The following is a 19640-nucleotide window of genomic DNA, read 5'->3' as shown; positions in this document are numbered from 1 at the left end:
GCGGCTGCTCGGCCGCAGCCAGACGATGCCGTTGCGCGAGGTCGTCGAGCTCGGCCCAGACATCGAGCGTGCGCTCGAACGCCGGACGGAAGGCGCCGCCGGGCCACCGGCCCTCGGGCTCGTCGTCTCGGCGCGGTTCGTAGCTCAGGGCGCAGCAGAGGGCGGCGAGACCCGCCGCGTCGATCCCGCGCCAGGCATCGCGACGCAGGCATTCGGCCACCAGCAGATCGCGCTCGCCGTAGATCCGGCACAGGAGACGCCCGTAGGCCGCGACGTCGAAGCTCCCCCGCTCGCCCGCCTCCACGTACCCGAGGTCCTCGAGCAGTTCGACCACCCGCTCGAAGGTGCGGGCGATCGTGCCGGTTCGGGCCTCCACCCGTCGCCGCCCGCGCTCGATCCGCCGCCGCAGCTTGCGCGCCCGGTCCTCCCAGCGCTTCCGATCCGAACCCGTGGCCTTCCTGGCGGCGGCCTCGTAGCCGGCGAGCGAATCCTGCTCGGCTCGGATCTCCCGCGCCTGCTCCACGACCGCTCGATCCGCCTGGAACTGGGCGAACGAGAGCTCGAGCGTGTCGCGCGCCCGCGAGAACGACATCCGCTGCAGCAGATTCACCGCCATGTTCGGGGTCGGCCGGAAGCTCGATCGCACCGGGAACGAACGGGCGGACGACAGGTGCGCGAGCGCTTCGAGGTCGAGGCCGTCGCTCCCGACCACGATCGCGTGCCCTTCGTGATCGATGCCACGACGACCGGCGCGTCCGGTCAGCTGCGTGTACTCGCCGGAGGTCAGCGGAACGCGCTGCTCGCCGTTGAACTTGTCGAGCCGCTCGATCGTCACGGAACGAGCGGGCATGTTGATGCCGAGCGCAAGGGTCTCGGTCGCGAACACCAGTTTCACGAGGCGCCGCTGGAACAGCTGCTCGACGATCGACTTGAACTGCGGCAGCAGGCCGGCGTGATGCGCGGCGATGCCCCGCTCCAGCCCGGCTATCCACTCGCTCGCCCCGAGTGCCCGCAGATCCTCGTCGTCGATGCGATCGAGCGCGTCGTGCACCCGCCGTCGGATCTCGTCGCGCTCCTCGCGCGTGGTCAGGCGGATGCCGTCGTGCAGGCACTGGCGGACGGCCTGGTCGCAGCCGTTCCGGCTGAAGATGAAGACGATGCCCGGCAGCAGTTCCGTCTCGTCGAGCGCCCGCGCGATGTCGCTGCGCGAGATGCGCCTCGTGCGCCGCACGGGTGCACCTCCGCGCGCCCGATCCCGCGTGCTCCGGTAGCGTTCGTACCCGCGCCCGTTCGAGGGGCGGTGCCGATCCCGCGCGTGGCGATCTTCGCCGCGACCCTCGTGCCGGCCGCCGTGCCGCCCGTCGTCGCGACGGGCGCGGAGATCGCGCAGCTCCGGGTTCAGCCGGCCGCCCTCGGCGAGTCCGCCCTCGCCCTCGACGTAGAGCGGCAGCAGCGCCTTCGCCGTCAGCACGTGCTGGTAGAGCGGCACCGGCCGGTGCTCGCTGAGGATCACGTCGGTATCGCCGCGCACCGCGTGCATCCAGTCGCCGAACTCCTCGGCGTTCGAGACCGTCGCGGACAGGGAGACGAGGCGCACCTCGGCCGGCAGGTGCAGGATGATCTCCTCCCACACCGCGCCGCGCCAGCGATCCCCCAGGTAGTGCACCTCGTCGAGCACGACGAATGCGAGCTCGTCCAACGCCGACGATTCGGCGTAGATCATGTTGCGCAGCACCTCGGTCGTCATCACGACGATGGGAGCGTCCCCGCGCAGGTTCACGTCTCCGGTGAGGAGGCCCACCTCGCCCTCGCCGTATTCGGTGCAGAGCTCGTGGAACTTCTGGTTCGAGAGCGCCTTGATCGGCGCCGTGTAGAAGATCCGCGCGTCCCGTTCGCGACGCGCGAGGTGCACCGCGAACTCGGCCACGGTGGTCTTGCCGGAGCCCGTGGGCGCGGCGACGAGTACGCTGCGACCCTGCTCGAGCCGCTCGCAGGCCTCCCTCTGGAACGGATCGAGAGGAAAGGCGAGCCGTGCGGCGAATGCGTCGAGCGCCGGATGGGTGCTGTCGGCCGGTCCCGCGGCGTCTTCGCTCACGCCGACTCGGCGCTCGCGTTCGACTCCGAGCTCCCGTCGCCTTCCAGGTCGTACTCGGCGAGCTCCGCGGATCTGCGCTTATCGATGCGTTTGTCGTGCAGGATCGCCACTCCGGCTGCGGCGAAGTAGAGCACGACGATCGGGGCCGCCAGCAGGAACATGCTGCCGAGATCGGCCGCAGGCGTCGTGATCGCCGCGAAGAGGATGATGAGCAGGATGGCGAGGCGCCAGCTCTTGAGGATCGATTGCCCGCGAAGCACGCCGATGAAGTTCAGCAGCACGAGGAACACCGGCATCACGAACCCTATGCCGACCGCGAGCAGCAGTTTGATCGTGAAATCGAGATAGGTGCGCGCCTCGATGTTGAAGGCGTCCTCCTGCGGTTGGAAGGTCGACATGAGTCGGACGATGTTGGGCAGCACGCTCCAACCCGCGTAGATGCCGACGAGGAAGAGCGGTACCGCGGTGCCCAGGAAGCCGATCGCGTACCACTTCTCCTTGCGCTTGAGCCCGGGCACGATGAAGGCCCAGATCTGGTACAGCCAGACCGGGCTCGCGAGCAGCACGGCGATGAAGAGCGAGATCTGGATCTTGGTGTCGAAGCCGCTGCTCACGTCGGTGTACTGGATCAGCGCCCGGCGACCGTCGACCTCGAGGTCGAGGATCGGCTGCCGCAGCATGTCCCACACCCAGCTCGACAGGAACCAGCCGGCGACCAGCGCGACCGCGATCGCGATCGCCGAGATGATGAGGCGATTGCGCAACTCGATGAGGTGCGCACCGAGGCTCATCTTGCCCTCTGGGTCCCGCTCGGATGCGCCGGTCTTCTTTGCCACCCCGTCAGTCTACTCAGGCGAAGCCGTGAGATCCGCCAAGGTCACGCGTCGTATCTGGCGAGCGCCCGGTCGGCCCAGTCGCGCACCGCGCGCCTGGCCTGCTCCGGGGCTTCGACGATCGCGTCGGCGGGTGCCGTCTGCACCAGTCGGACCGCCGTCGCGGGGTGCGCGAGGAGCACTTCTGCCGGCACCCAGCCGTGCTGGGCCTCGCCCTGCACTCGGGGCGAGAAGGCCGCCGCTCGCGGAACGGCCGTTTCGCGCAGGCGGAGCACGGCGGGCAGCTCGGTTTCGCTCGGCCCCACCGTCGCCTCCGCTCCGCGCGTCGGCTCCCGATCGCTGCTCTCGGCGAGTCGGCGGAGCTCGCGCATGCTGTCGAGCAGGAAGTTCCGCTCCGCCCCGCGAGCGAGGCAGTATCCCCGCAGATACCATCCGCCCGACGCCTGCGTGAGCAGCAGCGGTTCCACGATCCGCTCCGTCTCGTTCCCGCGCAGGTCCCGGTAGAGGAACGCCACGCGCCGGCGCGACTCGATGGTCGAGGCGATCGTCGCGACGCGCTCGTCCTCGGGGTCCGCGGTCGCCGAGATCGCCTCGCCGCGTTCGCCCGCCTGGGCGCCGCCTCCAACGGCGGCGAGCTTCTCCGCCGCGCTGCGCGCATGCGCACCCTCTGCCTCGGGCAGCAGCGGGATCAGGCTGTGCAGGCCGACGATCAGCGCGGAGCGTTCGCCCGCCGAGAATCTGGGAGCGTCGTCGACCGCCACGACGCGGGTCAGCCGGACGACGTCATCCGTTTCGAGCGCTTCCCAGTCGATGTCGAAGAGATCCTCGTCCTGATAGGTGCGGGTCTCCCCCGGCACACCGGCGGTGCCGAGGAACTCGATCAGCGCGCGCAGAGCCTCGGCGTCGATGTCGAACGTCCGGGCGAGCTCGGCGAGCGGGGTGTCGCCGTGCTCCATCAGGTAGGGGATCAGCGAAAGGAGCAGCACGACGCGGTCGGGGGCGGTGAGGACATCCTGCCGTCGCACGTCCCGCGCCGCTCGCGCCTTCGGCGGACGGGGCGCAGGGGCCGCGCCCGCGGCGGGATCGATGGGGACCTGATCGTGCTGGGCCCGCACCAGCCTGAGCCGGGTGACGACGGCATCGCGCAGCTCCTGCGGCGCGATGACCGAGACCTCGTCCCCATAGCCGGCGAGCTCGGTCGCGAGCTCGTGCAGGTCGAGCGTGCGGAGCTCGAGCTCGTGCTCCCCGGCCCGGCCCGCAGCGGGATCCAGCGGCTCCTCGGCCCGAGCGGACAACCTCGCCTCCGCGATCGAGCCCGAGCCGACCCGCACGATCGCCCGTTGCGCGTCGCGGCGTTCCAGCAGCTTCCGGATGACCGGATCCACGTGCGCGAAAAACCCCTCGTCGAATGCCTCGACGCTGAGGCGCACGGCCCCGATCACGCGGGAGAGCAGGAAGACTCTCGGCTCGTCGCGGTCGAGATCGAACGCGACGAGATGCCAGCGCCCCTCGGCGCGATGCAGGCGCAGCGGGGCGACGCGACGAGCCATCGGCGTGTCGCGATCCGGGAGCTGATAGGCGAACTCGACGACGCGACGCTCATCGATCCCGCGCTGCAGCGGCGCTGCCGCCGGTTCGGAGATGCCCAGTCGCGGCGCGATGCCGAGGTGCTGCACGTCGAGCCCGGCGCCGAGGGCCTCGAGTTTCATGGCCGAACGCCGAGACTCCGCGGTGAGGCTCCCCTCGCGCCAGGCGAGTGCGGCGAGCCGGAGCAGTCCCAGCTCCTTGGCGGTGAAGCGGATGTCATCGGGGACCAGCATCAGCTGCTTCGAAATGCGGTAACGGGTCAGCTGGTTGTTCCCGGACTCCAGTGGCGAGTCGAGCGTCTCGAGAGGGATTCCCAGCGCGCGGAGCTGTTCCTTGTCCCGCTCGAACTGCCGTTCGAGCGCCTCATCGGCGCCCCGTTCGCGATACCGGTCCGCGTAGCCGTAGACCGTCGAGAGCAGCTCGTGCTTCGTCGCTCCCTGCGTGCTCGCCACGAGCGCGAGCACGAGGCTGAAGACGCGCCGCTCGCCGGGGATCCGGGACCGCTGCGATTCCACCGTGGCCATAACCCGCGAGTCGCGCCTTAGCCCACTGCGAGGATGTCCACCACGTGGACGACCGGGTCGCCGTCGTTGGGGTCGAGGATCACGACCTGCGAGCCGGCCGGGTACCCGGTCAGCTGCGCGCGGAAGGTGTAGGAGGGGTTCGCCGACTCCTCCGTGCCGAACGCCGTCATCCCGGAATCCCAGGTGTTCGCGACGACCTCGCCGTTCCAGCTCACGGTCAGCGCGTGGCCGATCACGGAGCTCTGCGCGGTCACCTTGTTGCCCGTACCGACAATGCGCGGCGCGACCTGCATCGTCGTCGGAGCGGCCTGCGGCGGCAGCACGATGCCGGGTCGGCCGGTCTCGTCGGTCGCGACGGCGGGGAACCCTCCGGGCAGCCCGCGAGTCGCGCCTTCCGCGCGGGGGCCCGCCGCGTCGAGCACATCGATCACGGCGACAGCGGCGTTCAGGCCGAGCTGCGACGCCATGCTCTGCGCGGCGGTACTCGCCACGACCAGCGTCTCCCCCGGCGTCGCGCACATCAGCGCGGTCGCGATCAGGGCATCGATGCTGACCGAGTCGCTCTGCTCGCCTTCCAGCGCGGCGGTGACGTCGCCGACCATGCTCTCGGGCAGTGCGAGATGCGGTGCGGCCGCGCGCTGGTCGAGCAGCTGCCCCGACACCGCGTCGTAGATGTCCACGTTCGCCGTGACGATGCCGCCCGGCACGATGCGGTCCGCGCCGGTGTCGGACTTCTCGAGCACCGAGCGCTGCGCGTTCAGGACCGACGTCGGCCCGGTGACCGTGATGCCGGTCGCGCCGCCCAGCTGAACGCCGTCGCTCAGAGGGCCGGGCTGCAACGGGTTCACGCACGCGGCAGCGGATCCCGCGGAGCCGGCGCAACCGGTCAATCCGGCGAGCACCAGCGTCGCAGCGGCGGCAACAGGAACAAATCGACGACGCATGGAGGCCTTTCGGAACAGTCGCTAACCCGCCCAGCCTACCTGATCCGGCGAGTCGCCATCTCGTGCGCCACGCTGCCCCGCTCCTGCCCGGAGCAGGCCCGGCTCGGACTCGGCTCGGGCACGGATCGGAGGCTGCTCAGGCCTCGTCGGCCCCGCGCTCCGCGGCGAGCCGACGCGCATCGCGCACCTTCTTGCGCAATGCCTTATCGCTCTTCGACCACTGGCCGATCGATTCCGGCGTCCACTCGCGCGAGTCCTCCGCCGCCTCTCCCGCAGGGCCGTCGAGGACGTCCGGGGTCCAAGCCGCGACGTCCTCGTCGTTGTACTCGCTCTTCGAGGCGCGGCGCTTCCGCTCGGGGAGCACGGCGCCGGGCGCGAGCCGGCGCGCCGTGATCAGGAACCCGGTGTGGGCGACCATCCGGTGGTCCGGGCGCACCGCGAGCCCCTCGACGTGCCAGCCGCGCACCATCGTCTCGTTGGCCTGCGGGTGCGTGAAGCACCCAGAGCGGCGCAGCTCCTCGGCGACGCGGGAGAGCTGCGTCACCGTCGCGACGTAGCAGAGGATCACTCCGCCCGGCTTGAGCGCGTCGGCGGCTGCCCCGACGCATTCCCAGGGAGCCAGCATGTCGAGCACGATGCGGTCGACCGTCCCCGCCTCGCACGTCGCCGGCAGCGCCTCCTGCAGGTCCCCTACCGTCACCGACCAGTTCGCCGGCGCGGCGCCGGCGAATGCCGCGACGTTCGCGCGGGCGATCTCGGCGAACTCCTCCCGCCGTTCGAACGAGCGCAACTCGCCATCGGTCCCCACCGCTCGGAGCAGGTGGAGGGAGAGCGCTCCGGATCCGACGCCGGCCTCCACCACGAGCGCACCGGGGAAGATGTCCGCCAGGGAGAGGATCTGCGCGGCATCCTTCGGGTAGACGATGGCCGCTCCGCGCGGCATCGACATCACGAAGTCGGCGAGCAGCGGCCGGAGGGCGAGGTACTCCTCGTCGTGGGTGTTGCGGACCACGGATCCGTCCGGCAGCCCGATCAGCTCTTCGTGCCGGATCATGCCGCGGTGGCTGTGGAACTCGCCGCCCGGGACCAGGGTGATCGTGTTGAGACGTCCCTTCGGTCCGGTCAGCTGCACCCGGTCGCCGTAGCCGAAGGGGCCGCTGAGCGCGGGGCGCTGCTCGTCGGAGGTCTGTGCGGTCATCTGCGCAAGTCTAGCGACCGCGAGGGTCGTGAGCGCGCGGACCGTCAGTCCGGTCGAGCGGACGCAGTCGGGCGAACTCCGCCCGGATACCGGCCGCGTCGAGTCCCACGAGCGTCGAGCGGATGTCGTGGGCGGGGGCCCCGGCGAGGTCGACAAGATTCGTCACGCCGATCGCGACCGCGCCCGAGGCTGCGGCGGATCGCAGTCCCGTCGGCGAGTCCTCGATCACGAGGCACGACTCGATCGGGACGTCCAGCGCGGCCGCGCCCCGCAGGTACGGCTCGGGGTGCGGCTTCGGCCGCGTCACCTCGTCGCCTGCGACGATCGCGGAGAAGGTACCCGCCGGCAGGATCGCCGCGGTCCGTTCGGCGAGCGAGCGCACCGACATCGTCACGAGTGCCGAGGGCACGCCTGCATCGCCGAGCGATGCGAGCAGTTCGCGCGCGCCGGGCCGCCAGGTCACCCGGCCCTCGTCCATTCCCCGGCCGACCTGCTCGACCCATTCGGCCACGATGTCGTCCGCCGGCATGCGCACCCCGAGGCCGCGGAAGAGTTCGGCGGCCTCCCAGAGGCCCGACCCGACGAGCTGTTCGCCGATGCCGGGCGTCATCTCTACTCCGTAGCGGGCCAGCATCCGATGCTCCGCCTCGAGCCAGAGCGGTTCCGAGTCGATCAGCGTACCGTCCATGTCCCAGAGGACGGCGGAGAGAACGGGTTCGGGTGCGCGTGCGGTCATCCCAGCCATGCTAGGGCGTCCCCACCGGACCCGCACGTCGCTCGCCCGGAGTCGCGGCGCGGCGAAGACGCAGGAGGCATTCACGGGCCCGGACTATCCTGGTCGTATGAGCGAAACAGATGGCACGGTGGGCGAGGCCCGCGTGCTCATCGCCGCGTTCGAGGGCTGGAGCGACGCCGGGGCGGCGACGACGACGGTGCTGCAGCACCTCGGCGGGCTGATCGAGGCCGAACCACTGCATGCGATCGGCGCCGACGGCTTCGTCGATTTCCAAGTGCACCGCCCCAAGCTGAGCTTCGATGATTCGGGCCGCCGGGTGCTCGACTGGCCGGAGACCCGTCTCTACGGCACGGTTCGACGCCCGGGGAGCCCGGTGCCCGCGCCGAACGAGACGATCCATCGCATCGATGGCAGCCCGGTCGAGGACCTCTTCCTTCTGGCCGGGGTCGAACCCGCACGGGATTGGCCCGCCTTCGCCGAGGAGGTCGTCGAGCTCGTCGCCGCGTGGGAGATCGATACCGTGATCATCGTCGGCGCCTACTTCTCCGACTCTCCGCACTCCCGCCCCATCATCACGGCACTCAGCAGCGACGACCCCGGGACCCGCGCCCGCACTGGCGCGACGCGCAGCGACTACGAGGGGCCGGTCGGCATCGGCAGCGTGCTCGAGCTCGCGCTCGGCGAGGCCGGCATCCCCGTGCTCGCGCTCTGGGCTCAGGTGCCGCACTACGTGCACAGCGCCCCCTCCCCGAAGGCGACGCTCGCGATCCTGGACAAGCTCGAGGAACTCCTCGACGTCGTGATCCCGCGGGGAGACCTGCTCGCGGAGGCCAACGAATGGGAGTCGAACATCGACCGGATCGCGGCCGCCGACGAGGACATGGCGAGCTACATCCGCACCCTCGAGGAGGCGCGCGACGCCGCCACGGCGCCCGAGACCACCGGTGAGGCGATCGCGCACGAGTTCGAGAAGTTCCTGAACATCGATCCCCGCGACTTCACCGACGAGTGATCCCCCGGGCCCGGCGACTCGGATCCTCCGTCTCAGCGCCCCTCCGTGTCAGCGACTCGGCCCCTCCGCCTCAGAGCTTCACGCCCAGCAGCGCATCGACGGCGTCGATGATCAGCGCGGGGTCGTCGACGCCCCGATCGAGCGCAGCATCGAGCGTCGCCAGCATCACCGGAGTGTCGAGGTCGTTGGCGAGCGACTGGCGCAGCTGCTGGAGCACCGCGACAGAACTGGCCGGGTCCGCAGCGGAGCGCTGCGCGCCGGCGCGCCAGGCCTCGAGCCGGCGCGTCGCCGTCTCGAGGTCCGCGTCGAACCACTCCCACTCGGCCCGGTAGTGGTGCGCGAGCAGCGCCAGCCGGATCGCCGACGGGTCGGCGCCGCCCGCTGCGCTCCCGCCGTGGGTGCCGTCGAGCAGCTTCGACACGAGCACGAGGTTGCCGCGCGACTTCGACATCTTGTGCCCGTCGTAGGCGATCAGACCGACGTGGCAGTAAGCGTGCGCCAGCGGTGTGTCGGTGAGCGCAGTGGCGTGCGCAGCGGTGAACTCGTGGTGCGGGAACACGAGGTCGTGTCCGCCGCCCTGCACCGTGAAGGTTCGTCCGAGCTCCGCGGTCGCGATCACCGCGCATTCGATGTGCCAGCCGGGTCGACCGTCGCCCACCGGGCTCGGCCAGCTCGGCTCGCCTTCGCGGGCGGCGCGCCACAGGAGCGGATCGAGCGGATGCCGCTTGCCGAGGCGCTCGGGGTCCCCGCCGCGCTCGGCGCTGAGGATCTCCATCAGGTCGCGATCGTAGGGCGCGACGTCGCCGAGCCGCCACTGCGTCATCCGCTCCGCCTCGCGCGTGTCGAAGTAGAGGTCCGCGCCCTCGGCGTCGTCGCACGGCACCGGGTAGGCGAGGCCGCGCTCCTGCAGGCGCTGCACCGCTTCGGCGATCTCGTCGATCCGCTCGGTGACCGCGACGAAGTGCTCGGGCGGGATCATGCCCAGCCGGTGCATGTCGCTGCGGAACAGGCCGATCTGCTCCTCGGCCAGGGCGCGCCACTCGACCCCGGTCGCGTTCGCCCGCTCCAGGAGCGGGTCGTCGATGTCCGTGATGTTCTGGGCGTACACCGTGTCGATTCCGGCGTCCCTCCAGGCGCGCAGGAGGATGTCGAACGCCAGGTACGTCGCCGCGTGACCGAGGTGGGTGGCGTCGTACGGCGTGATGCCGCAGACGTACAGCGTGGCCCGTTCGTCCGCGATCGCCGGATGCTCGATGCGGTCCGTTGCGGTGTTGAAGAGCCGCGGAGCGGTCCCCTGACCGGGCAGCGCGGGCAGTTCGGGCGTCGTCCAGGTCCTCATGACTCTAGCGGTCCTCCTCCGGTGGTGATGAGCTGATTCGCTGCCGACGCCGTCCCGGTTCCCGGGTCGAGCACGCCCGTGGCGAGCAGCACGATGATGACGACTCCGAGCAGCACCCGGTAGACGACGAAGGGCAGGAAGCTGTGGTTCGAGATGTAGCGCATGAAGACGCCGATCACGACGAGCGCCACGACGAACGCGATCCCGGTGGCGACCATGGTCTGCGCCATCGGGGTGATCGCCGGCTCGCGCAGCGCCTTCGCGAGCTGGTAGAGGCCGGAGCCGAGCACCGCGGGGATCGCGAGCAGGAACGAGTAGCGGGCAGCGGCCTCGCGACGGTAGCCCATGAGCAGGCCGGCGGTGATCGTGCCGCCCGAACGCGAGACGCCGGGGATCAGCGCGAGCGCCTGGGCGAAGCCGTAGATGAGGCCGTGCCGCCAGTCGAGGCGGTCGAGCGTGTGCACGTGGCGGCCCAGGCGATCGGCCAGGCCGAGCAGCAGGCCGAAGCCGATCAGCGTCGCGGCGACGATCCAGAGCGAGCGGAACGCGCCCTCGATCTGGTCCTGGAAGAGCAGGCCCAGGAGCACGATCGGGATGCTGCCGAGGATGATCCACCAGCCCATCAGCGCGTCGGGGTCCCGGCGCGGCACGCCGCCGGTGAGCGAGCGGCACCAGCGGCCGATGATCCGGACGATGTCGCGCCAGAAGAAGACGATCACCGCCAGCTCTGTGCCGATCTGCGTGATCGCGGTGAATGCGGCGCCCGTGTCCCCGAGCCCCATCAGCTCCCCGGCGATGCGCAGATGCGCGCTCGACGAGATCGGCAGGAACTCGGTGAGTCCCTGGATCAGGCCGAGCAGAATCGCCTGAATGAAGTCCATTTTCGCCTTCCGTGGGAGCGCCCGGTCGCCGGGCCAGCGTCCACCCTAGTACGTCGGCGGCTCAGTAGCTGCGCAGCAGGTCCACGAGCACCCGGTGGCCGAAATCGAGTGCATCGAGCGGGACGCGCTCGTCGACCCCGTGGAACATGCCCGGGAAATCGAGGTCGGCGGGCAGCCTGAGCGGGGCGAAGCCGTAGCCGACGATGCCGAGACGAGCGAGCGCCTTGTTGTCGGTGCCCCCCGAGAGCAGGTACGGGAGGACGCGCGCCTCAGGATCCTGCCGCCGCAGAGACGCGGTCATGGCCTCGACCGCTTCGCCCGAGAACGGGACCTCGAGTCCGATGTCGCTGTGCACGACCTCGATCTCGATGTCGGGTCCGACGATCCGCTGCACCTCGTCGAGCATGCCGGGCTGGTCAGCGGGCAGCGAGCGGACATCGATCAGCGCCTCGGCCGCGTCCGGGATCACGTTGTGCTTGTATCCCGCCCGCAGCACGGTCGGGTTGGTCGTGTTCCTCAGGCTCGCGAGGATGAAGCCAGCGCCCTTGCCCGCTTTCAGCAGCAGTTGCTCAGGGTCGACCTGCTCGGGGTCCTCTCCGACGATGGCGGCGATCGCATCGATCATCTCTCGCGTGGTGTCGCAGAGGACGACCGGCCACTCGTGCCGTCCGAGCGCCGCGACGGCCTCGGCGAGTCGGGTGACGGCGTTGTCGTGCCAGACGCGGGAGCCGTGGGCGGCGGTGCCGCGGGCGCGCAAGCGGATCCAGTCGAGCGCCTTCTCCCCGGTCTGCACGAGGTAGGCGCGCGTGCCGTCGAGATCGATCGAGTAGCCTCCGACCTCGCTGATCGCCGTGCCAGCGCCCGCGAAGAGCTCCGCATGATGCTCGACGAGGTGGTGGGCGCCGTAGACGCCACCGTTCTCCTCGTCGGCGAAGAAGGCGAGGATCACCGTGCGCCTGGGGCGCTCCCCGGCCCGCAGAAGCTCGGCGATCGCGGTCAGGATCATGGCATCCATGTCCTTCATATCGACCGCCCCCCGCCCCCAGAGCATCCCGTCCTGCACCACACCGGCGAACGGGTCGACGGACCAGTTCGCCGGATCCGCGGGGACGACGTCCAGGTGCCCGTGCAGCACCAGCGCGGGGAGGTCCGGATCCAGCCCCTCGACGCGCGCGACCACGCTCGCCCGGCCCGGGGCCGACTCGATCGTGACCGGATCCAGCCCCAGCTCGCGCAGATAGTCGGAGACGTACGCGGCAGCCTCGGCCTCGGGGTTCGCATCCCCCTCGCCGCGGTTCGACGTGTCGAAGCGGATCAGATCCCGAGCGATCCTCGCGGTCTCGGAGAGCGTCTGCTGAGTGTCCGTCATGGGACCAGGCTATCGAGGACCTCCGACCGGCGTCTCGACTCTCCCGAGGAATTCCGCCCTCAGCGAACCCGGATCATTCATCCGCGTCGTCGTCCGACTCTTCCGCGTCCGCGTCCAGATGCTCGTGCGCCGCTTCGATGTGCGTGGCCGGTCCGAGGTGCGAAGCACCGCCCTCGGAAACCCAGCCGTCACCCGGAACGTGCGCCGGGTCGGACTCGTGATCCCTGCCCTGATCCTGCGCATGCATGACGCCCTCCTCGGCTCACGGGCGCGGCGGGTGCAGCACCCTCGTCTCCAGGCTACGCCAGATTCCGCAGGAATGGGCCCCCGCCCGGGGATAGACTGCTGCCGGATCGGGCGCTACCGGACCCCGCGATGGCGGCCGTACCGCCCGTCGGCGCGTCGGCCGCTCGCACTCATAGACCTCACTCGGAAACGGAGTTCTCACCCATGACACAGGCCAAGCTGATGATCGTCCTCGGCAGCACCCGCGAAGGCCGCCTGGGTATCCGGATCGCGGAGTGGATCCGCCGCGCCGCCGAGGCCGACGGGCGGTTCGAAGTGGATTTCGTCGACCTCGCCGAGCTCGCGCTGCCGCTGATGGACGAGCCCAACCACCCGCGACTGAAGCAGTACACGAAGCCGCACACCATCGCCTGGAGCGAGCGCGTCGCGGCGGCGGACGGGTTCCTCTTCGTCTTCCCCGAGTACAACCACAGCTACTCCGCGCCCATCAAGAACGCGATCGACTACTTGAACGGCGAGTGGTTCCGCAAGCCGGTCTCCTTCGTCAACTGGGGCGGCAACTCCGGCGGCACGCGGGCGCAGGCCGCCCTGCGCCCGGTGGTGATGCAACTCGACATGGTGATGACGATGGGCAACATCGAGATCAACTTCCCGGCCTCGCAGGTGCAGGGCGAGGAGTTCGTCCCGAACGACCAGCAGCGCTCGGTGATCGGGCTGGTGCTCGACCAGCTCCTGGAACTCGACACCGCCCTGCGCCCGCTGCGGAGCTGACAGCAGCAGGATCTCCTGTCGCGCGGCGGATCCCCGGCTTCAGCGGTCCAGCACCTGCTCGGCCGTGCCTCCCGGCAGCGCGAAGGTCACCTGCGTGCCCCACGGATCGTCCACCACGACGCTCTCCCCCGTATCGGCGAACTGCAGCCCGCGGTGACGCAGGCGCTCGGCGAGTGCATCGAGGTCCTCCCGCGCGGGAAGCGTCACCGCGACGTCTCCGAGCCCGAGACGCGCGGCACGGGGGCCGGCGCCGCGACTGTTCCAGGTGTTCATCGCCACGTGGTGGTGGTAGCCGCCCGCCGACGCGAACAGCGCGCCGGGATAATTCTGCACCGTCGCTTCGAACCCGAGCGCATCGACGTAGAAATCGCGGGCCGTGGCGACGTCTCCGACTTGCAGGTGGACATGGCCGACGTGCGCCGGGCGGGTATCGATCGTCGCGAGCACCTGCTCGTCGAGATGCTTCGTCAGATAGGCGTTGGGGTCGAGGAAGATCGTGTCCATCCGCAGTTCCCCGCTCGCGTAGCTCCACTGCTCCCGCGGCCGGTCGACGTAGAGCTCGATGCCGTTGCCCTCCGGATCGGTGAAGTAGAACGCCTCGCTCACCAGGTGGTCGCTCGAACCGGCGAACCTGCTGCGCGCGTCGTTCGCGGAGCGGTAGACCGTGGCCGCGAGCGAGGCTGCGTCGTCGAAGAGGAACGCCGTGTGGAAAAGACCGGCGTCGCGGGGGTCGACGCCCGGCAAATCGGGCGTGTGCACGAGCCGCACCAGGGGCCTCGTCCCCCGGCCGAGGACGCGGCGCACCTCGCCGCCGACGGATCGTTCCTCGATCGGTGCGAGCGCGAGCGCATTCGCGTAGTAGTCGCTCATCGTCTCGAGATCGCCCACGCGGAGCGTGACCGCATCCATCGCGAGCTCGGCGGCGAGCACGCGCTCATCCGGCACGGCGGTCTGCTGTTCCGTGTTCATCTACTTCTTCACCCTTCGTGTTCGGGGACCGGGGTGCGGCGGGTGCAGGACGCACCCGCCGCTTCTGTTTACTTGTTGAGGGAGAATCCACCGGCCCAGGAGATCTTCTCGCCCGCGGCGAGCGTGAGCTGCAGGAAGCCGATGGCTTCGAGCTCATGCGCGCGCTGCAGCGAGCCGGCATCGACCGCCGCGATGCCGCCGGCCTCGATCGCGGATGCGAGCAGGCTCTTCGCCTCGGCGTCGTCACCGGCGACGAGGACGGTGGTCGCGGACTCGCCCGCCTTGCCCGAGGCGAGCGTCGCGGCGAAGTTGGTGTTGAACGCCTTCAGCACGCGCGCGTCCGGGAGCGCGCGCTGGATCTCGGCGGCCGCGGAATCCCCTGCGGCCACCACGAGCTCGTCGAAGGTCTCGAAGTTCAGAGGGTTGGTGATGTCGACCACGACCTTCCCGGCAAGCTGCTCCGCGTAGGCGCCGAGGATGCCGGCGACCGCCGGGTACGGGACGGCGAGCACGACGACCTCTCCGGTCACCGTGCCGTTCGCCCCCTGATCGTGCGAGATGTGGTCAACCTGCGCGCCGCCGGCCGAGAGGACTCCGTCGATGGCCGTCGCCATGCTGCCGGTGCCGAAAATCGTGAACGTCGCCATGTGGGCTCTCCTTCGGGTGCTCGCCCTCCGGCGGATCCGGTGGGCATTAGTTGTACCTTCAAGTAAATTCTCTCACACATTTACTTGAATCTGCAACTAATTGCTAGAATTGGATCATGGACGCCCTCCTCACCACCCCGGAACGCGTCGCGATCGCCCGCCTCCACGCCCTCCTCGAGCTCCTGCCCGCGGCGCTCGACAAACGACTCGGCGCAGCGGGGGTCACCGCGTTCGAATACACGCTGCTCGAAACCCTCTCCGAAGCCGAACGCACGCGCATGCGGCTGAGCGCGCTCGCCGCGAAGACGAACGCCTCTCTCCCCCGGATCTCGCGCGTCGTCACCTCGCTCGAGCGTCGCGGTCTCGTCTCGCGCGCGGCCTGCGAAGGCGACGGCCGCGCTATCAACGCCGTGCTGACCTCGGACGGCGCCGCGACCCATGCGCTGTCGCGCGGGCTGTACGCGGAGGCTGTGCGCGAACTCATCCTCACCGGGCTCGGCTCCCTCCCCGGCGACGGCGTCGACCAACTCGCGGACCTCGCTCGCGCGATCCTCACCTCGCTCGATACCGCACGAGCGCAGGGCGACGGATCCGGGACGACCCCGACTCCGGAGGGGCCGTCCGGTACCCGGGACTGCGCCGCCGATCCGGCACCGGCCTGCCCGGCTGCTCCCACTGTGCCCGGCTCCTCCGCGCGCTGACGCGCGTTCGCCGCGGCTCCGGCGGGGCTCCAGCGGGGCTCCGCTGCCTCGCCCCCGTCCCCTCGACCTGCGCGGTGTCGAGAACCGCACTCTGGCGCGCACGCACGAGACGGTACGCGATCGTCCGCGCTGTACCCATTCGACAGACGATCTCGTACCGCCTCGACGATCTCGTACTGCCTCGATGTTCTCGCACGGTTCCGTGCGGCGGCCACGCCAATCCGAGGCCGCCGACGCGGATAGCAAGCGATGCGGGCTCCCGCTGCCCGCGTGCCCGCGTGTCCACGGGCTCGCGCGCTCTCGGGCTCGCGTGCCCCTCGCCCAAGCAGAAACGAAGAAAGCGGTGAGATCGTGGATCTCACCGCTTTCCGTTCGTGCGCGAGGGGGGACTTGAACCCCCACGCCCTAATACGGGCACTAGCACCTCAAGCTAGCGCGTCTGCCAATTCCGCCACCCGCGCGAACGGCCCGCCGGTTCCTTCCGGCGAACAGAGAATAACCTAGCACGGATCGCGGCGGGGCACGAATCAGACGCAGCGATGCCGTGTCGGCGTCGCACGACCTCGGCCGGCGGGCGAACCGCGTCTGGGCGTGTCTGCGAAATCTTCGCCGTTGCGAGCAGCGCTGTGCCGGAGTGCAGTGCAAGGCCGAGGAGGGAGGCGATGTGGCGTGAGCCGCTCAGGACTGGACGCATCGCGTCCCGTCGCGGATCGCGTTGGCGCTATTGCGCCAGGCGGCGACCGACGAGAACGCCGCAGAACGCTTCGGCACAACGCGCAGTAGGCGAGAACTTCGCAGACATGCCCTAGGAGCTGAGCCTGCGGCGGAGCAGTTCGATGCGGTGCTGCAGCTGGGTCACGCTGGCCTGCGCCACGGCCGGACCGCCGCAGACCCGCCGCAGTTCGGCGTGGATCGAGCCGTGCGGCTCCCCCGAGGCCCGGGCGTACATGCCGACCAGGCTGTTCAGCAGCTTCCGCTGCTCCCCCAGCGTCCGGTGCAGGGCCTCCGGCGGCTCGGCGCGCTCCGGCGCATGCTCGACGACGCCCTGCCGTTCCGCGCTCCGCCGCGCCTGCCGTGCCTGCCGCACCTGCAGCACGCGTCTCACCTCGTGCGGCTCGAGCACGCCGGGCAGGCCGAGGAAGTCGAGTTCCTCCTCGCTCTCCACCTCCGCGTACCCGCCGAACTCGCTGCCGTCGAACACCGCCCGGTCGAAGTGCGCGTCCGACGCGATCGCCTGGTAGGCGAACTCCTGCACCAGCTCCTCGGAAGCGCGATCCTCCCGCTCGGCCGCGGCCAGTTCGGCGGCCTCAGCGTCCCACATGTCCTCGGCCGAGCCCGGCCCCTCGAGCACGTGGCCGCGCTCCTTCTCGAGCTCGGCGGCGAGCTGCATGAGCGTCGGGACGTTGGGAATGAACACCGAGGCGACCTCGCCGCGCCGCCGCGATCGCACGAAGCGTCCGATCGCCTGGGCGAAGAACAGCGGCGTGGACGAGCTGGTCGCGTACACCCCCACGGCGAGGCGCGGAACGTCGACGCCCTCGGAGACCATGCGGACGGCCACCATCCATCGGGAGTCGCTCGCCGAGAACTCCTCGATCCGAGCGCTCGCCCCGGCGTCGTCCGAGAGGATCAGGGCGACCTGCTCCCCGGCGATCTGCTCGAGCAGCGCGGCGTAGGCCTTCGCCGCGGCATGATCCGTCGCGATGACCAGGCCGCCGGCGTCCGGGATCTGCTGCCGCACCTCGCCGAGCCGCCGGTTCGCCGCATGCAGGACCTTCGCGATCCATTGCCCTGCCGGGTCGAGCGCCGTGCGCCAGGCCTGCGAGGTGATGTCCTTGGTGTTGCCCTCGCCGAGGCGCGCCTGCATGGTCTCGCCGGCAGAAGTCTGCCACTGCATCTCGCCCGCGTAGACGAGGAACACCACGGGACGCACGACCCCGTCCTCGAGCGCCCTGCCGTAGCCGTAGTCGTAGTCCGTCGCCGAGACCCGGGTCCCGTCGGACTGCGGCGCGTACTCGACGAAGGGGATCGTCGCATCGTCGGAGCGGAAAGGGGTACCGGTCAGCGAGAGCCGCCGCCGTGCCGTGCCGTAGGCCTCGCGAATCGCTTCCCCCCAGCTCAGCGCGTCTCCGCCGTGGTGCACCTCGTCGAGGATCACCAGCGTGTCCGCGCCCTCGGCGAGCAGCCGATGCTGCACGGGCTTCATCGCCACTTGCGCATAGGTGACGACCACGCCGTGGAAGTGCCGCCCGTAGCCCATCCCGTCGCCGTTCGCGTAGCGCGGGTTCAGGCGGATCCCGGCGCGTGCGGCGGCATCCGACCACTGCGTCTTCAGGTGCTCGGTCGGCGCGACGACGATGATCTGCTCCACCGTGCGATTCGCGCGCAGAATCGCGGCGAGCCGCAGGGCGAACGTGGTCTTGCCGGCGCCTGGCGTGGCGGAGGCGAGGAAGTCGCGCGGGTTCTTTTCGAGGTAGAGGCGGATCGCCTCTTCCTGCCAGGCCCGCAGCGTGCCGGCCGTGCCATGGGCCGCGCGCTCCGGATACACCGGGGGCAGGTGCTCGGCGGCACTCGTGCCCGGCAGGTGGAGGCCAGGAGACGAGTCGTTCACGACCTCCTAGACTAGGCCATGACGTGCGCGGCTGCGGACCGGCTCGGTTCCGCCGGGATCGCCTCGGGCGCACGGAGCGGGACGGCGGGAAGGCGGCGGGGCCAGTGCGTGGATCAGCGGAACAGGATGAGCGGCAGCGGATCGAACTGCCCTGGTCGCGCTTCGTCGCGATCGGGGATTCGTTCACCGAGGGCGTCGGCGATCCATCCCCGGAGAGCCCGGGCGGATTGCGCGGCTGGGCCGACCGCTTCGCAGAGGTGCTGAGCGGATACGACGCCGACTTCGCCTACGGCAATCTGGCGGTGCGCGGCAAGCTGATCCGGCAGGTCGCCGAGGAGCAGTTGCACCCCGCGCTCGACCTGCGCCCCGACCTCGTCAGCATCAGCGCCGGCGGCAACGACGTGATCCGCCCCGGCGGCGACCCCGACGACATCGCGGTGCAACTCGAGTACCTCGTGCGGAAGTTCCGCGAGGCCGACGCGACGGTCCTGCTCTTCACCGGCGTCGACACCTCCTTCCAACCGGTATTCCGCAGCATCCGCGGCAAGGTGGCGATCTACAACGAGAACGTCCGCAAGGTGGCGCAGCGGCAAGATGCGGTGGTCGTCGATCAGTGGGCGCTCGAAGAGCTGCAGGACCCCCGCTACTGGGCCGACGACCGCCTGCATCTGAATGCGCTCGGCCACCATACGATCGCGCGCGCCGCGCTCGAGACCCTGAACGTTCCCCACGATCTCGCCCCGCTCGATCCGCCGCCTCCGCCTGCCCGCACCTGGCGCCGCGCCCGCGCGGAGGACGTGGTGTGGGCGAGGGAGCACCTCGTCCCCTGGGTGATCCGTCGGATCAAGCATGTCTCGTCCGGGGACGCTGTCGAGCCGAAGCGCCCGGAGCCGACGGCGCTCCGCCTGCCGCCGGAGCTTCCTGAGCGCCAGGCGAATCGCCCGCGCGGCGCCGGGCGCCGTGACGTAGGCTGAAGGCATGCCGAACATCACGAAGCAGCTCGCGGATACGGTCACCTCGGTCGGCGTCCGCGCCGCATACGGAGACCCTGTCGAACTCGACGGCACGACGATCGTGCCCGTCGCCTACGCCTGGTACGGCTTCGGCGGAGGCGAAGGCCAGGGCGAGGGCAGCGCGAAGGACGAGGCCGGTGCGGCCGGCAGCGGCCAGGGCGGCG

17 protein-coding genes, 1 tRNA gene and 1 pseudogene are annotated in these 19640 nt (G+C 70.4%); 5 read left to right on the top strand and 14 right to left on the bottom strand.

All coding sequences use genetic code 11. The annotated features are described in order from the left end of the window. The 6 genes from ACFPZL_RS03580 to ACFPZL_RS03555 all read right to left on the bottom strand — a co-directional run. A partial coding sequence (locus ACFPZL_RS03580; protein WP_382334720.1) for a DEAD/DEAH box helicase occupies positions 1–2095 on the bottom strand: 2095 nt, incomplete at its 3' end. Beyond that, positions 2092–2886 carry a twin-arginine translocase subunit TatC gene (tatC, locus tag ACFPZL_RS03575; protein ID WP_218114266.1) on the bottom strand — a complete coding sequence of 265 codons (795 nt, stop codon included), beginning with the start codon at positions 2884–2886 and terminating at the stop codon, positions 2092–2094. The genes ACFPZL_RS03580 and tatC, both read right to left, overlap by 4 nt. An 86-nt stretch (positions 2887–2972) precedes the next feature. Next, the gene (locus ACFPZL_RS03570; RefSeq protein WP_382334718.1) at positions 2973–5039 is read right to left on the bottom strand and encodes a helix-turn-helix transcriptional regulator; all 2067 of its coding nucleotides are present in this window, start codon (positions 5037–5039) and stop codon (positions 2973–2975) included. Positions 5040–5056: 17 nt separating this feature from the next. Beyond that, positions 5057–5983: a peptidylprolyl isomerase gene (locus ACFPZL_RS03565; protein ID WP_218114205.1), complete on the bottom strand. Its 927-nt coding sequence runs from the start codon at positions 5981–5983 to the stop codon at positions 5057–5059. 136 nt (positions 5984–6119) lie between these two features. Further along, positions 6120–7181 (bottom strand): tRNA (adenine-N1)-methyltransferase, encoded by a 1062-nt coding sequence (locus ACFPZL_RS03560; RefSeq protein WP_218114204.1) that lies wholly within the window; start codon positions 7179–7181, stop codon positions 6120–6122. A gap of 10 nt (positions 7182–7191) precedes the next feature. Next, positions 7192–7917: an HAD family hydrolase gene (locus ACFPZL_RS03555; RefSeq protein ID WP_236021835.1), complete on the bottom strand. Its 726-nt coding sequence runs from the start codon at positions 7915–7917 to the stop codon at positions 7192–7194. Between the two features lie 106 nt (positions 7918–8023). On the opposite strand from ACFPZL_RS03555, the gene ACFPZL_RS03550 reads away from it, so the two are divergent. After that, positions 8024–8929, top strand: coding sequence for a proteasome assembly chaperone family protein (locus tag ACFPZL_RS03550; RefSeq protein WP_218114203.1), 906 nt, complete (start codon positions 8024–8026; stop codon positions 8927–8929). A 70-nt stretch (positions 8930–8999) separates the two neighbouring features. Here ACFPZL_RS03550 and mshC read toward each other — a convergent pair whose 3' ends face one another. The 4 genes from mshC to ACFPZL_RS03530 form a co-directional block, all read right to left on the bottom strand. Continuing rightward, positions 9000–10268 carry a cysteine--1-D-myo-inosityl 2-amino-2-deoxy-alpha-D-glucopyranoside ligase gene (gene mshC, locus ACFPZL_RS03545; protein ID WP_218114202.1) on the bottom strand — a complete coding sequence of 423 codons (1269 nt, stop codon included), beginning with the start codon at positions 10266–10268 and terminating at the stop codon, positions 9000–9002. Beyond that, positions 10265–11149, bottom strand: coding sequence for an undecaprenyl-diphosphate phosphatase (locus ACFPZL_RS03540; protein WP_218114201.1), 885 nt, complete (start codon positions 11147–11149; stop codon positions 10265–10267). The genes mshC and ACFPZL_RS03540 overlap by 4 nt, the downstream gene beginning before the upstream one ends. A gap of 61 nt (positions 11150–11210) precedes the next feature. Next, complete coding sequence (locus tag ACFPZL_RS03535; RefSeq protein WP_218114200.1) at positions 11211–12518, bottom strand: M20/M25/M40 family metallo-hydrolase; 1308 nt, start codon at positions 12516–12518, stop codon at positions 11211–11213. Between the two features lie 73 nt (positions 12519–12591). Continuing rightward, on the bottom strand, positions 12592–12765 hold the full coding sequence (locus tag ACFPZL_RS03530) for a hypothetical protein (protein ID WP_218114199.1): 174 nt from the start codon (positions 12763–12765) through the stop codon (positions 12592–12594). 203 nt (positions 12766–12968) lie between these two features. On the opposite strand from ACFPZL_RS03530, the gene ACFPZL_RS03525 reads away from it, so the two are divergent. Continuing rightward, positions 12969–13535 carry an NADPH-dependent FMN reductase gene (locus ACFPZL_RS03525; protein WP_218114198.1) on the top strand — a complete coding sequence of 189 codons (567 nt, stop codon included), beginning with the start codon at positions 12969–12971 and terminating at the stop codon, positions 13533–13535. A 39-nt stretch (positions 13536–13574) separates the two neighbouring features. Here ACFPZL_RS03525 and ACFPZL_RS03520 read toward each other — a convergent pair whose 3' ends face one another. Together ACFPZL_RS03520 and ACFPZL_RS03515 are read right to left on the bottom strand one after the other, a co-directional pair. Further along, positions 13575–14504: a VOC family protein gene (locus ACFPZL_RS03520; RefSeq protein WP_218114197.1), complete on the bottom strand. Its 930-nt coding sequence runs from the start codon at positions 14502–14504 to the stop codon at positions 13575–13577. 68 nt (positions 14505–14572) lie between these two features. Next, positions 14573–15151, bottom strand: a complete 579-nt coding sequence (locus tag ACFPZL_RS03515) for an NADPH-dependent F420 reductase (RefSeq protein ID WP_218114196.1) — start codon at positions 15149–15151, stop codon at positions 14573–14575. A 116-nt stretch (positions 15152–15267) separates the two neighbouring features. Between ACFPZL_RS03515 and ACFPZL_RS03510 the strand changes: the two genes are divergently transcribed. Then, positions 15268–15852, top strand: a complete 585-nt coding sequence (locus tag ACFPZL_RS03510; RefSeq protein WP_218114195.1) for a MarR family winged helix-turn-helix transcriptional regulator — start codon at positions 15268–15270, stop codon at positions 15850–15852. Positions 15853–16227: 375 nt separating this feature from the next. On the opposite strand, the gene ACFPZL_RS03505 is transcribed toward ACFPZL_RS03510, so the two are convergent. Continuing rightward, a tRNA-Leu gene (locus ACFPZL_RS03505) sits at positions 16228–16313 on the bottom strand. Between the two features lie 344 nt (positions 16314–16657). Further along, positions 16658–18463, bottom strand: coding sequence for a DEAD/DEAH box helicase (locus ACFPZL_RS03500; protein WP_218114194.1), 1806 nt, complete (start codon positions 18461–18463; stop codon positions 16658–16660). Positions 18464–18567: 104 nt separating this feature from the next. Between ACFPZL_RS03500 and ACFPZL_RS03495 the strand changes: the two genes are divergently transcribed. Then, the gene (locus ACFPZL_RS03495; RefSeq protein WP_218114193.1) at positions 18568–19437 is read left to right on the top strand and encodes an SGNH/GDSL hydrolase family protein; all 870 of its coding nucleotides are present in this window, start codon (positions 18568–18570) and stop codon (positions 19435–19437) included. Between the two features lie 4 nt (positions 19438–19441). Further along, positions 19442–19640: pseudogene (locus ACFPZL_RS03490) on the top strand (hypothetical protein); the annotation flags it as partial.

This window comes from Leucobacter soli (genome assembly GCF_042659205.1).
Taxonomy (GTDB): domain Bacteria; phylum Actinomycetota; class Actinomycetes; order Actinomycetales; family Microbacteriaceae; genus Leucobacter; species Leucobacter soli.
This window is presented reverse-complemented; position numbering and strand designations above follow the sequence as displayed.